Here is a 13,122-nt window from a genome sequence, read left to right on the forward strand (position 1 = left end):
TGGCCGACGAGCTTGATCGGGATGCCGGTGCGCCCCCGCCCCCCGCGGCGGCAACCCCCCGCCGGTACCCGCGAGCCCCGCGCCGCCGCCCGCCTCCGACCCGCCGCGTCAGCCGTCCCAGCCGCCGGGGAGGTCGCGGACGACCCGCCAGCGCGGGTCGAGCTGCGTCGCCGCCCCTCCGTTCCACGCGCGGCTGTGGAACCACGGCGCGATCACGTCGGCGCCGCCGTGCACGTGGTCGCCGAGATGCGCGCCCCAGTACGAGAAGGTCGAGTTCGTCAGCACCAGGCGGCGGGACGCGGCCAGCAGGGCGAGCTGCTGCGGCACCGGCGTCCCCGCCCCCGGGAAGCGCACCTCGACGCCCTCGAGGACGCGGGCCAGCTTCACCCGGCACCAGTCGAGGTCGTCCGACACGATCAGGACGCTGCGCACGGGCTCCCGCTCGCGGGCCAGGGCGAGCGCCGCGTCGACGTACTCGACCACGTCGAAGGAGTAGCGGCCGCGGAAAGCCGGGACGCTGTAGTAGTCGCCGCGCCGGATGTTCACGGTGAGGTCCGCCTCCGGTCGCGCCGCCGCCGCCAGAGCGGTGAACGGGCCGCCGGGCGGGAGCAGCATCGTCGCGACGAAGTCCGCCAGCTCGTCCGCCGTGAACTCCACGCCGAAATCCTGGTGGACGCTCCCGAGCTCGCGGGGGCTGAAGAACGACATCTCCGCCGGGGGCACCACGAGCTCCTCGAGGACCCGCGGGAAGACCTCCGCCCACTCCGCGGTCCTCCGCGTCGCGCGCACCGCGGTCGGCACCCCGCGGCTCCGGCGGGCGTGGGCCTGCAGCCAGAAGTAGGCGAGGTTCCCGACCCCGAACGACTCGCCGGGCAGCAGCACCGTCGTGCCCCGTCGGCGGAGGGGCGCCAGCAGCGCCGAGCGGACGTCGCCGAGCGTCACCACCGCGGGCCTCCCCCGCTCACGAGAGCTCTCCGAGCGCCACGAGCTGGGCGAAGCCGGGGTGCGCGGCCCGCACCTCCTCGAAGGTGCCGGCCCCCTCGATCCGGCCGCCGTCGAGGAAGAGCAGCCGGTCGGCGCCGCGCACGGTCGAGAGCCGGTGGGCGACCACGAGGACGGTCATGCTGCCGTGCAGCTCGGCGACGGCCCGCGAGATCTCGTGCTCCGTGCGGTTGTCGAGCGCCGAGGTCGCCTCGTCGAGGACGAGGACGGAGGGGCGCCGGTAGAGCGCTCGGGCGAGGCCGAGCCGCTGGCGCTGGCCGCCGGAGAGGCGGACGCCGCGCTCGCCCACGCGGGTGTCCAGACCCTGCGGCAGCCCGCTGACGAACTCCTCGAGCTGCGCCGTCCGCAGCACCTCGCGCACGCGCTCGTGGTCGACCTCGGCCGCCGGCACCCCGAAGGCGACGTTCGCGGCGACGGTCGCGTCCAGGAGGAACACGTCCTGCGGCACCACGCCGAGCCCCGCGTACCAGGCCGCGGGGTCCTCGTCGATCGGCCGCCCGCCGCAGAGGATCCGGCCGCTCGTGGGCGGGAGCAGGCCGAGGACCAGGTCGAGGAGGGTGCTCTTGCCGGCGCCGCTGGATCCGACGAAGGCGGTCGTGGCGTTCCGCTGGATCACCAGGGAGACGTCCCGCACCACGTCCACGTCGGAGTCGGCGTAGCGGTACGTGACGTGCTCGAGCGCGATGTCGCCGGAGTAGCGGCCGCCCGGCCCGGGCCTCTCGTCGTGCGCCCCCTCGGAGGCGAGCTCCTCGGCCGCCTCGGAGACGATCCGCAGGCCCGCCTGCCCGCTGCGCACGATCGCGAAGGTGGCCGAGACGCGGTTGAGGGTCGGCAGGGCGCGGAGGGAGGCGGCCGCGAAGACGCCCAGGACGGAGAGCGCCTCGGCGCCGGAGCCGGTGGCGACGAGGATCCCCGAGACGCCCACGACGGCGACGACGAAGCCGATCTCGAGCAGGTACTTCGGCAGCTCCGAGACGAGCGAGAGGGAGCGCAGAGCCTGGGCGCTGCGGCGCTTGGCCCCGCTGAAGCCGGCGACCAGGCTCGCCGCGCTCGAGGTCAGGCGCGCCTCGCGGAACCCGTCGAGCGAGGGGAGCAGGAACTGCCACGACTCCAGCGCGGCCTCCGCCATCTCCTCGCCGATCCGGCCCTGCCGCCGCCGCAGGAGCGCCTGGACGCCGCCGAGCAGCACCGCGAAGAAGACGGCCGCGAACAGGGTCGCGACCGGCGAGGCGACCAGCAGGATCGCCACGATCGCGACGAGCACCAGCAGGTCGGAGGCGATGCCGATCACACCGAGGAGCACGCCGGCCGCCTGCGCGCTGGCGTCGTTGATGGTCCGGTACACCTCGGCGAGGCGCCGGGAGCGGTGGACGGCGTAGGGCGCGAGGACGTACCGCCGGAGCAGCTCCGTCGCAGCGTCGGCCGATATCCGCGTGGTGCGGCCGAGCAGCCACCACCGGAAGACGATCGTCCCGGCGCTCTTGAGCACGAAGACGACCGCGACGAAGCCGGCGATGATCGGGAGGAGGGTCTGGACGTCCGTCGAGCCGAGGACGCCGGAGAGGACGCCGAGCGCGCCCGTGGTGGTGTCGGTCCCGGTGAGCAGCGCCATGAGCGGCACCATCGCGGCGACGCCCAGGGTGTCGAGGACCGCGAGCGCGAGGGAGCCCGCGACGGCGGCGGTGATCCAGCCCGGAGAGGCGGCGCCGGCCAGCGAGAGGAGGGTGCGCAGCCCCGGCCGCAGGGACCCGCCGCTCACGCCGCCACCCCCTCGTACACGGCGGCGATCCCGCCGCACATGGCGGCGACGTCCCGCACGGCGCGAGGAGCCGCGGCCCTCGACGCCTGCCGCTCCAGCGCCGCGGCCACCGCCTCCGGGTCGTCGGCGTCGACCAGCGAGTCCCGCTCGACGATCTCGGGGTTCCCGCCCACCGCGGAGGCGACCACGCCGATCCCGCGGGCGGCCGCGTCGAGCAGCGTGTAGGAGCAGTTCTCCCAGACCGAGAGCTGGGCGACGACGTCCGCCGCGGCGAGCGCCGCCTCCGGATCGGCGAAGCCGGGGAACGACACGGCGTCGCCGAGGCCGAGCCGCTCGGCCCGGGCGCGCAGGGTGCCGTCGAGCGGACCCTCGCCGGCGACGGTCAGCGTGGCGCCGGGGACGCGCCGGCGCAGCACCGCGAAGGCCTCGAGCAGCGCGTCCAGGCGCTTCTCCGGCGCCAGGCGCGCGAGCGAGAGGACCCGGAGCGACCCGGGCTCCCCCGGCTCGCGGTCGCGGGGCGCGGCGTCGACTCCGTTGAGCACGACCTGCACCGGCAGGCTCGGCCGCCACTTCTCGATCATGGTGCGGCGGGTGGCCTCCGAGACGGCGATCGCGGAGTCGAAGGACCGCAGCCGCGCGTGGTGCGCCGCCGCGGTCGTCCGCGCCCGCAGGGCGGTGCGGTGGTAGACGTCGGGCCCGGCGATGCCGTGCTCCGTCGTGACGCGGCGGACCCCGCGGGGCAGCGGAGTCGCCGCGGTCACGAGGTCGGCGTGGGCGAGGTGGGAGTGGACGACCGCCGGGCGGAGAGCCGCCGCGGTCGCGCGCAGGGTCGCCACGGAGGCGGCGGCACCGGCGGACACTCCGAAGCACCCGGTCGTCACGGCCGAGCCCTGCTCCCGCAGCCGCTCGGCGAGCGCTCCCTCCGGGCAGAGCACGACGAGCCGGTGGCCGGGGATCCCGTGCCGGGCGGCGTCGAGGACGTGGCGGGCCACCCCGCCGAACTCGCCGACCGGCACCGCCCAGAGCGCGAGCGGGGTCACAGCCACTCCTCCAGCCGCTCGAGCGCGGTCCAGAAGCCCTCGCCGCTGTTCACGTGCCCCTGCCAGATCTCGGGGATGAACGGCACCCCGGGCGCCAGCTCGTCGAGCGACGCCGCGAAGTCCGGCCAGTCGATCTCGCCCTCGCCGATCTGCACCCCCTCGCCGTCGACACCCGTCGCGTCGACGAGGTGCAGGTGCGCGCTGAGCGGAGCGAGCAGCGCCACCGCCTCCGAGAAGGCGAGCCCGAGGTGGTTCGCCGCGAGCTTGGTGTGCGAGGCGTCGAGGCAGAGCGGCGTGCCGGTCGCGGCCGCGAACTCGGCGGTGTCGCGCGGGTCCACGAAGAGGTTGTGGAACTGCTGCCCGCCCATGAGCCACGGGTAGGGCGGGAGGGTCTGCGCCAGCACGCGGACGCCGCTCGCGTCGATCCGCTCGAGGGCGTCGGCGACGCGCTCGTAGAGGGGAGCGCGCTGATCCTGAGCCACGTGCGCGTGCCGGGTGAAGCCGCCCATCGTGACGACCATCATCGGGTCCTCCTCCTGGCGGAACCAGCGCGCGAGGCTCCGGGTGGTCTCGACGGTGCGCTGCACCTCCGCGATCGAGCGCTCCCACACGTCGTCGTCGAAGGAGGCGAGGTCGACGAGGAAGTCGCCCGCGAACAGGTCCGGCAGGTGGGTGGTGAAGCCGGAGTCGAGGCGGCGGGTGAACACGTCGTCCGGCTCGATCTCCAGGTCGCGGTACGAGAAGTGGAACTCGAGGAAGTCGGCGTTCGACTCCGCGGCGAGCGCCGCGTGGTCGTGGTACCGCACCGGCAGGCCCCAGGGGCGGCGGAACCGGAACGGCCGGCCGGACGGCGTGCTCTCGCGCAGGTCGCCGGCGAAGAAGAACCCGCCCTCCTCGACGTCGCGGTGGAGCGCGCGGCCGAGCAGCTGCGGCAGCTCGTTGGGCTGGAGGCCCCGGCCGGGGCTGCGGACGACGACGTCGGCGGCGCGCACCACGTCCCCGATCGAGAGGTCGCGGGAGGCGACCAGCGACTTCGCGAGCGAGACGCGGTTCATCGACTCCCCCGTCGAGACCGATCGGGCGTCGCGCGTGCCGAGCGAGTCCTCGATGTCGCGGATCTCGCCGACCATGCGGCGGAACTCGTCCGGGAGCAGGGACACCGTGTGGTCGTTGCCCTCCATCCCCCGGTCGACCGTGAAGTGCTTCTCGACGATGCGGGCCCCGCGGGCGACGGCGGCGACGGGGACGTGCCAGCCCCGCTCGTGGCCGGAGTAGCCGACGACGCCGCCGCCGATCTCGGCGAGCCGGTCGAGGTAGGCGAGGTTGAGGTCGCGGTAGGGCGCCGGGTACGTCGACTGGGTGTGCAGCAGGGCGAAGGAGGTGCCGAGCGAGCGCAGCAGCGCGACCGACTCGAGGATCTCGGACTCGCGGGACATCCCGGTGCTGAGCAGCAGGGGCAGTCCCCGGGTGCCGGCGTCCTCGATCAGGCCGTGGTTGGTGAGGTCCGCCGAGGCGATCTTGAGGCCCGGGATCCCGTAGTCGACGAGCGCCTGCACGCTCGGGGCGTCCCACGGGGTGCAGAGGACGTCGATCCCGGCCTCGGCCGCGTGGTCGAAGACCCGGAGGAGCGGCTCGGCGGGCAACGAGAAGCGGCGCAGGAGGTCGATCGTGTACTGGGCGCCGAGGTCCTCCCCCGCGGTGGCCCCGCCGGCGCGCCGGTAGAGAGAGTCGAGGTCGCGCAGCTGGAACTTCACCGCGTCGGCTCCCGCCTCGACCGCGAGGTCGACCAGCCGCCGCGCCAGATCGACCGAGCCGTTGTGGTTGTTGCCGATCTCCGCGATCAGGAAGGCCGGGTGGCCGTCGCCCACCTCGTGGCGGCCGATCCGCAGCGCCCGATCGCCCTCGACCGCGATCGCGACGAGGTGCCCGCGGTCGTCGACGAGCGGGAGGTGGCTGATCCCGTCGCGGCCGAGCCGGGCGGCGATCGCGGTGGCCGGCTCGTCCGCTCCCGCCGTGCGGACGGCGGTGTTCGCGACGGCGAGGGCCGGGACGTCGAGGGAGGCCGTCGGGTTCGCGATGATCCAGCGGCGGAAGTCGCCGTCGGACACCGACCCGCGGAGGATCCCGTGCCCGTCGACGCAGAAGACGATCCGCTGCTTGTTCGCGTTGATCTTGGCCAGCGCGGTGAGCACCGGGTCCTCGGCGAAGACGATGAACGGGGCGAGGTGCCGGTCGATGATCATGCGCCGCCTCCCGCCGACAGGCTGAGGAGGGTCTGCTCGACCACCGCGAGGTCCGCCTCGGTGTCGATGTCCCCGCCCTCCGCCTCGTCCATGACGAACAGGCCGACCCGGCCGCCGATCCGGTTGCGCTCGCGCTCGTAGACCTCGGTGCGGGTGAGGTAGAGGGACCCGGTCTCGCGGTAGAAGAAGTCGGCCTCGGCGAGGTCCTGGCGCCGCGGCCGGGCCGTGACGTCGTACTGCGGCACGGCGGCCCCCTCCAGCAGCCGCCAGAGGAACGGCGTCTGCGGGACGACGCCCACCAGCGAGTCGACCCCCGTCGAGGCGAACTGCTCGAGCGCGCGGGCGAGGGTGCCCGGGAGCCGGATCGGCGAGGTCGCCTGGAGGAGCATCACCGCGTCCGGGCGGCGGCCCAGTGCGGCCCGGTGCTCGATCGCGTGGAGCACGACGGGCTCGGTCGCCGTCTCGTCGCGCGCCAGCTCGGCGGGCCGGAGGAACGGCACGTCCGCTCCCGCCCCCTCCGCGATCGTTGCCAGCTCGGGGTCGTCGGTCGACACGAGCACGTCGAGACCGGCGGCGAGCGCCTGCTCGATGCTCCAGACCACCAGCGGGCGGCCCGCGACGGGGCGGGCGTTCTTGCGCGGTATGCCCTTCGAGCCCCCGCGCACGGGGATGACGCAGAGAACGGTCACGGGGTGCCTCCTTCGGCGATGGCGAGTGCCCGGCGGGCGACGGCGACGGCCGGCTCGACGGACGGGACGGGCGGAGCCGCGGTCGGCGTCTGCCCGCCCCAGCGCGCGAGCCGGTACCGGCTCCAGAACTCGAGCACCCAGGCGGGCGGATCCTCGCAGACGACCCACGCGGGGATCCCGGCGGCCGCGGCCTCGAGGACCCCGGTCGAGAAGATCGAGGCGACCGGCCGGGCCTGCGCGGCGAGGTCGCCGCCGCGGAGCACCCGGATGCCGCGGCGCTCCCACCGCGCGTGCTGCCAGCGCGAGCGGCGGTCGACCTCGGCGGGGTGGGGGCGGTAGTCGGCGCCCGCCTCGCGGCAGAAGCGGGAGGCGGTGGCCGCGGCCGTCCGCCGGAGCAGCTCCGCGCCGTGCAGCTGGCCGAGGAACAGGGGCCGCTCCTCGAGCCGCTCGGGGCGCGGGCGGCGCGACGCGGTCCAGAGCAGCTGGCTGCCGACGACCTCGGTCTCCACGTCGCTGCGGCCGGAGGTCCAGAAGGTCGCGTCCTCCTCTGAGAACGCCAGCAGCGTCGCTCCGGGCGGGAGCGGCGGGGCGGAGGGGGTGAGCAGGCCGTGCTGCACGACCAGGAAGCGGGCGCCGAGGATTCCGGACCAGCGGTGGGCGGCCGCTCCCGCCGCGAGGAAGTGGCCGGTGGCGATCACGGCGCGGAGGCTCCGCAGCTCGGCGGGCGGGTCCGCCTCCGGGTCGACCGGGTGCGCCCTCCAGCGGCCCGGCAGCAGCCCGGACAGCGCGTCGCCGGCTCCGGAGGGAGCGAGGACCGCCGCGGGAGCCCCGCCGAGAGGAGCGAGCGAGGCCGCGGTCGAGGCGAGGGCGCTCGCCGTCGACGCCTCCACCGCGAGCAGGACGGCGGGCCGGTCGCCGCGCACGTGCAGCACCAGGCGGGTCGGCTCGGAGCGCCGCAGCGCCGCCCGGGCGGTGCGCAGCGGGTCGCGGCCGCGCTGCCAGCGGCGCCAGGCCTCCAGGTCGGTCGGGTGCGTCAGCGCCACAGGGCCCTCACCTCCCGCATCCGGTGCACGAAGGTGTGCTCGGCGCCGGTGCGGCGCGCGCCCGCCTCGCGGATGCGCCGCGCCCAGGAGGGGTCCGCGCCCGCCCGCCGCACGTGCTCGACGAGCTGGTCCCGCTCCTCGAAGACGAGCACCTCTTTGCCCACCTCGTAGAACTCCGCCACCTCGGGCCGGTCGATCAGGGTCAGCGCCCCGACGCCCGGGGCCTCGAAGGCGCGCATCGAGAGTCCGCCATGGCCCGCGCCGTGCAGAGCCAGGGTCGCGGTCGAGCCGGCCATCACTCCGTAGTAGCCCGCCCGCGGGACGTCGCGGCGGGCGGGGACGCCGGCCGAGCGCCAGCGGCCGGTGCGCGCCACGTCCCAGGGGTGCCGCGACCACTGCCGCCCGTACGCCTCGACCGCGACACCGCCGGCCGCGAGCTCCCGCAGCACGCGCTCGCGCTCGGGGTAGCGGGCGCCGACGAAGGTCACAGCGGCGGAGGGGCGGGGGCGGAAGGAGAGGAGGGAGTCGAAGGCGTCGGGCAGGTGCCCGGCCGGAACCCCCGCGCGGGCGAGCTCGGCGACGTCGGCGGCGGAGTAGCTGACGATCGACACCGCCTCCCCGGCGAGGGAGCGCAGGCGGTCCACGGGGTGCCCCATGTTGCGGAGCTCGTCGTAGAGCCAGAGCACCACGGGGACGCCGGCGCGGCCGACCTCCTCCCACCAGGCGTCGCCGAGGGAGTCGCCCTTCACCACGAGGACGGCCCGGGGCCGGACGGCGCGCAGCGCCGCGATCGCACGGTCGGTCTCGGCGCGCATCGACGAGCGCCGGAGCCGGCCCCCGGGGAGCCGGTGGCCGAGGGCGTCGCGCACGTGGGCCAGCCCGGTCGCGGCGTCGTAGCGGTGGACGACCACGTCGTCGCCCAGGTGGGCCAGCGCCGACTCGAGCGCCTCCCAGTAGCCGTGGAAGACCGGGCTCACCACGAGCACGGGCCCGCTCACCGGGACGCCGCCTCGGCGGCGGCGACGAGCCGGAGCTCGCGCCGGAGGACGGCCAGCGGGCGCACGTCGCTGCCGGCGGCGGCGCGCACCGCGTTGGCGGCGAGGTTCACGGCGGAGGCGGCGCGCAGGGCCGCGGCGACGGCGGCGGGGCGCCCGCCCCACTTGCGGGCGTAGCGCAGGCGCGAGGCGACCAGCCAGACCAGCCGGCGCGCGGGGTCGGAGGAGCCGCCTCCCGTGTGCTCGGCGACGACGGAGCCGGCGAAGACCGAGGGCACGCCGCGCTCGCGCAGCCGGCGCTGGAGGTCGACCTCCTCGCAGTTCATGTGGAAGGACTCGTCGAACCCGCCGACCGCGCGGAACTCGGCCACCGGCAGCAGCATCACGGCGCCCACCACCCAGTCCACCGGCACCGTCGCGCCCGGGGCGCACCGGGTGTCGTGGCCGACGGCGGCGTGCAGCCGCGGGCGCCAGCGCGCGAGCGGAGTGAGCCACTCCACGACGTAGTGGCGCAGCCGCGGGAACCGCCGGCCGACCCACTGCCGCTCCCCGCCCGCGTCGACGAGGTCCGGAGCGACGACCGCGGGCAGCCACGGCCGTCCCGCCTCGAGCAGGTCGCAGAGGAAGGAGGGCCCGACGACGAGGTCGCTGTTGAGCACCAGGAGCAGCGGGTGGCGCGCCCGGGCGGCGCCCGTGTTCACCGCGGCGCCGAAGCCGCCGTTCCGCTCGCGCCGCACGACCTCCACTCCGTCGGTCCCGGTCGGGAACGGGATCGGGGAGGCGTCGTCGACGACGACGATCTCGAGGGCGGGGGGCGACTCCTGGCTGCGGAGCCGCTCGACGAGGGCGAGCGCGGGCGCGGGGTCGCCGTAGTGCGGGATCACGACGCTCACCCCCTCGGCGGTCACCTCGCGACCGTCTCGGCGGCGCGGTCCCGGCGGAGCGAGCGGCGGGTGCTCCGGACGGTGGCGGCCGGGGGCTCCGCGCCGACGGGCAGAGCGCCGAGAGCGGGGAGGATCACCCGGAGCAGGGCGTCGATGTCCTCGACGGCCGCCGCGGCGACGTCCGGGCCGCGCCCGAACGGGTCGGCGAAGTCGTCCTCGGCGCCGTAGGGGGCGGTGTCGTCGGCGAGCAGCCGCAGGAGCGGGACCCCGGGGGCGGCTCCCGCCAACCGGGCCGCCCGGCGGACCGTGGTCGTGCGGCGCGCGGCGGCCGGGAAGTGGCGGGTGACCCACTCGCGCTGGCCCGCCTCGAACACGAGCACGGGGTCGGTGCCGGCGAGCATCCGGCCGTCGGCCTGGCGCGCGCGGTGCCCGGCCGTGGAGAGTCCGCGGGCCCGCAGCGCATCGCTGAGCTCGGGGTCGAGCCCGCGGCCGGCCTCCGCGTGCGTTCCCGCGCTCTCGACCCGCCAGTCGGAGCCGGCGCCGAGCAGGCGCGCCGCGATCAGCTCGGCCGAGGGCGACCGGGCCACGTTCGCATGGCAGAGCAGGAGCAGGCGCCCGCTCATCGAGCCGCCCGGCGGGACGTCTGCGGAGGCAGGGCCCGCGACTCCACCGGGGCGAGCTCGGACCGGCGCGGTGCCGCCGCCGCGCGCTTGCGCCCCGTCGCCGGCTGCGGCTCGGCGTAGTACGCGTTCTTGCGGTCGTAGTAGTAGTACCCGGTGTCGCCGTCACGGGCGGTGACCATGTTGAGCACGGTGCCGAGCACGCGGGCGCGGACCTGCTGGACGATCCGCCGGGCGGCGGCGACCTCGGGCCGGCGCGTCTGGTTCGAGGCGACGACGAAGACGACGCCGTCGACGACGGTCGCGACGATGGAGGCGTCGGTGACGGGCAGCACGGGCGGCGCGTCGATGATGACGAAGTAGTCCTTCGAGAGGCGCGCGACCAGGGCGCGCATCGCCTCGGAGCCGAGCATCTCGGACGGGTTGGGCGGGATGTGCCCGGCCGGGAGGGCGTAGAGGCCCGCGGTGCCGGTGGGGCGGATCGCGTCGTCCACGGGGATCTGGTGGCTGAGGACCTCGCTGAGGCCGATGGCGCCGTCGATGTCCAGCATCCGCGCCACGGAGGGCCGGCGGAGGTCCGCGTCGACCAGGAGGGTGCGCTGCCCGGACTCCGCGGTGACGCGGGCCAGTCCGGCGGCGATCGTGGACTTGCCCTCGGCCTGGTTGGCGCTGGTGATCACGACGCTGCGCGTCTCCTCGTCGACGCTGGAGAAGCGCAGGCCCGTCCGGAGCGAGCGGAACGCCTCCGCGGTGAGCGCGTCGGTGCCGCGGCGGCCGCCGGTCCGGCCCGGGCGTCCCGCCTTGGGGATGCGCCCGAGGACGCCGACGCCGAAGAGCTCGGTGAGGTCGTCGACGGTCCGCACGCGGATGTCGAGGGCCCGGCGGAGGAAGGCGAGACCGAAGCCGAGAACGAGCCCGCCCAGGGCGCCGAGCAGGATGTTCCGCACCCAGTCGGGGCTCGTCGGAGCGGCGGGCGGCTCCGCGTTCTCGAGCGGGACGACGGTGATCTGCGGTGTGCGGTCGGCGGTGGACTGCGTCTCGATGTCGGTGATGACGGCCGCCAGCGCCGCGAGCGCCCCGTTGGCCAGGGCGGCGGCGTTCTGCGCGGTCCCGGCCGCGGCGGTGACCTCGATCAGGGTGCTGCCCGGAGCGACCCTCGCGGTGAGGCGGCCGCTCAGGGCCTCCCCGCCCGGATTCGCCTCCGGGTCGGCCTCGATCCGCTCGGAGACGGCGCTGCTCGAGATCAGCGGCAGGTAGGCGTTGGCCCGGGTCACTGCGGTCTGCGACCCGCTGATCGCATCGGCCGAGCTGCCGTCGCTCGCGGCGATCACGAATCCGGCCGAGCTCGACTCGTAGACCTTCGGAGTGAGGAACGAGAAGGCGGCCATCGCCAGAGCTCCGACGAGCACGGCGACCACGAGGGTCCGCCAGTTCCGCCGGATGAATGCGATGAGATCGACGACAGTCACTGCGCACCTTTCTGCGTGCCGCGCATGCGCCGCACGACGATGCTGAGGTGTCGGTCACGCTAGCAATGCGGAGCGCCTTTCCCTAGGCGGTCCCCGACCCCTCGGGAGGCCCTTTCTGCGAGGATGACGACATGTCCGCGCCAGGGGGAGAGATCGTCGTCGAGAGGCGTTCCCCGCTCGTTCACGCGGCCTTTCCGATAGCACATTCCGCTCGGATACTCGATGCCGTCCTGATGGGCCTCCTGGTCTACCGGCTCCCCACCCCCTTCCTCCCGGGGAGCGTCCCGCTGGCCCAGACGGCGCTGGCCGCCCTGGTCCTCGTCAGCCTCTTCCGGCGGCCCACCCGCCGTCTCGGACGGGCCGCCTGGTACCCGTGGCTGTGCCTCGCCCTGCTCGCCTTCGTCCTCGCCGGCTCGTCCTTCGACGGCCTCGACGCCCTGCGCCGGGCGGCGAACATCGCGCTCGTCATGCTCGCCGCGGGCTTCCTCGCGAGCGGGCGGATCGACGTGGTCTCGGGGCTCAAAGGACTCGCCGCGGCGCTGTCGCTGAACGCCGTGCTGTTCGTCGCGGGACTCGCCCCGGACAGCTACCAGGGCGCCCTGACCGGCTACCTGCAGGACAAGAACGTGGCCGGTCTCGTCTACGGAGCGGCGGCGCTGCTGGTCTCGGCGCTCGGCTCGCGGCTGTGGCTGCGGGTCGGCGTGCTCGCGCTCGGGGCCGCCGCGGTCGTCGCCACCGACTCCCGCACGTCGATGGCGGCCTACGCCTGCGCGCTCGTGTGGCTCGTCGCGGCGCCGTACCTGCGCCTGCTCTTCCGCGCGCTCCTCGGCGGCGGCCTCGTCCTGCTGTTCCTCTGGGCCGAGCGGAACCTGGCGACGGCCGGCGACTACGGGGTGGAGCGGGCCGGCTCCGACGCCCTGCGCGCCCGCATCCTCGACGCCTCGGTCGACAAGGTGGCGCTCTCGCCGTGGACCGGCTCCGGGCTCGGCGAGGCGACCGCGCGGGTCGACGGGATCGACTGGTTCTTCCACAACTCCTACCTGGCGCTGATGGCCGAGGGCGGCGTCGTGCTGCTCGTCGGCGTCATCGGCACCGTGCTCGTGGCCGGCTTCGCGACCACGGCCGCCGGGGCCGGGAGCCGCCCGGGGCACGCGGTCGGCGCGGCGAGCATCCTGGTGCTGCTGTGCGCGACGCAGCTGGGCGAGGTGTTCTTCGCCCCGATCTCGTTCGTCGTGATCGGCGCGGGTCTCGCTCTGCTCGCGGAGCGGTCCGCTCGCGCCCGCGCTCTGCCGCCGGAGTAGCGCCTCCCGCGTCCGCCCGATCCGGCGCGGATCCACGGGTCCGGGGCGCGGAGGTCCCGGTCGGCGGGCCCTTCCCG

Annotated in this window: 11 protein-coding genes; 1 reads left to right on the plus strand and 10 read right to left on the minus strand. The window is 75.6% G+C overall.

Annotated elements, in window-relative coordinates; translation table 11 throughout:
• Positions 1–108 precede the first annotated feature (108 nt).
• From C5C46_RS14415 to C5C46_RS14460, 10 genes are read right to left on the minus strand one after another with little or no spacing between them, the layout of a single operon-like run.
• Positions 109–945, minus strand: coding sequence for an alpha-1,2-fucosyltransferase (locus C5C46_RS14415; protein WP_104227194.1), 837 nt, complete (start codon positions 943–945; stop codon positions 109–111).
• 16 nt (positions 946–961) lie between these two features.
• The gene (locus tag C5C46_RS14420) at positions 962–2,761 is read right to left on the minus strand and encodes an ABC transporter ATP-binding protein (protein WP_104227195.1); all 1,800 of its coding nucleotides are present in this window, start codon (positions 2,759–2,761) and stop codon (positions 962–964) included.
• Entirely contained in the window at positions 2,758–3,801 is a 1,044-nt protein-coding gene (locus C5C46_RS14425; protein ID WP_104227196.1) for a glycosyltransferase family 4 protein, read from the minus strand. The genes C5C46_RS14420 and C5C46_RS14425 overlap by 4 nt, the downstream gene beginning before the upstream one ends.
• Positions 3,798–6,044, minus strand: a complete 2,247-nt coding sequence (locus tag C5C46_RS14430; protein WP_104227197.1) for an N-acetylneuraminate synthase family protein — start codon at positions 6,042–6,044, stop codon at positions 3,798–3,800. Before C5C46_RS14430 ends, C5C46_RS14425 begins: the two co-directional genes overlap by 4 nt.
• Positions 6,041–6,733 carry a cytidylyltransferase domain-containing protein gene (locus C5C46_RS14435; protein ID WP_104227198.1) on the minus strand — a complete coding sequence of 231 codons (693 nt, stop codon included), beginning with the start codon at positions 6,731–6,733 and terminating at the stop codon, positions 6,041–6,043. Before C5C46_RS14435 ends, C5C46_RS14430 begins: the two co-directional genes overlap by 4 nt.
• Positions 6,730–7,776 (minus strand): hypothetical protein, encoded by a 1,047-nt coding sequence (locus tag C5C46_RS14440; protein ID WP_104227199.1) that lies wholly within the window; start codon positions 7,774–7,776, stop codon positions 6,730–6,732. Before C5C46_RS14440 ends, C5C46_RS14435 begins: the two co-directional genes overlap by 4 nt.
• Positions 7,767–8,774, minus strand: coding sequence for a glycosyltransferase (locus C5C46_RS14445; protein ID WP_104227200.1), 1,008 nt, complete (start codon positions 8,772–8,774; stop codon positions 7,767–7,769). The genes C5C46_RS14440 and C5C46_RS14445 overlap by 10 nt, the downstream gene beginning before the upstream one ends.
• A complete protein-coding gene (locus C5C46_RS14450) occupies positions 8,771–9,679 on the minus strand; it encodes a glycosyltransferase family 2 protein (RefSeq protein ID WP_104227201.1) in 909 nt (302 codons plus the stop codon). Before C5C46_RS14450 ends, C5C46_RS14445 begins: the two co-directional genes overlap by 4 nt.
• The gene (locus tag C5C46_RS14455; protein WP_104227202.1) at positions 9,676–10,278 is read right to left on the minus strand and encodes a hypothetical protein; all 603 of its coding nucleotides are present in this window, start codon (positions 10,276–10,278) and stop codon (positions 9,676–9,678) included. The genes C5C46_RS14450 and C5C46_RS14455 overlap by 4 nt, the downstream gene beginning before the upstream one ends.
• Positions 10,275–11,744, minus strand: a complete 1,470-nt coding sequence (locus C5C46_RS14460) for a polysaccharide biosynthesis tyrosine autokinase (protein ID WP_104227203.1) — start codon at positions 11,742–11,744, stop codon at positions 10,275–10,277. Before C5C46_RS14460 ends, C5C46_RS14455 begins: the two co-directional genes overlap by 4 nt.
• A 233-nt stretch (positions 11,745–11,977) precedes the next feature.
• Here C5C46_RS14460 and C5C46_RS14465 point away from each other — a divergent pair, with 233 nt between their 5' ends.
• Positions 11,978–13,045, plus strand: a complete 1,068-nt coding sequence (locus C5C46_RS14465; protein ID WP_104227204.1) for an O-antigen ligase family protein — start codon at positions 11,978–11,980, stop codon at positions 13,043–13,045.
• Positions 13,046–13,122 lie beyond the last annotated feature (77 nt).

It is taken from the genome of Rathayibacter sp. AY1E6, from assembly GCF_002931115.1.
GTDB lineage: Bacteria > Actinomycetota > Actinomycetes > Actinomycetales > Microbacteriaceae > Rathayibacter.

Bases quoted from the DNA above. Each gene is read 5' to 3' on its own strand.
- C5C46_RS14430 (WP_104227197.1), bottom strand. From the start codon at position 6,044: ATGATCATCGACCGGCACCTCGCCCCGTTCATCGTCTTCGCCGAGGAC.
- C5C46_RS14455 (WP_104227202.1), bottom strand. From the start codon at position 10,278: ATGAGCGGGCGCCTGCTCCTGCTCTGCCATGCGAACGTGGCCCGGTCG.
- C5C46_RS14465 (WP_104227204.1), top strand. From the start codon at position 11,978: ATGGGCCTCCTGGTCTACCGGCTCCCCACCCCCTTCCTCCCGGGGAGC.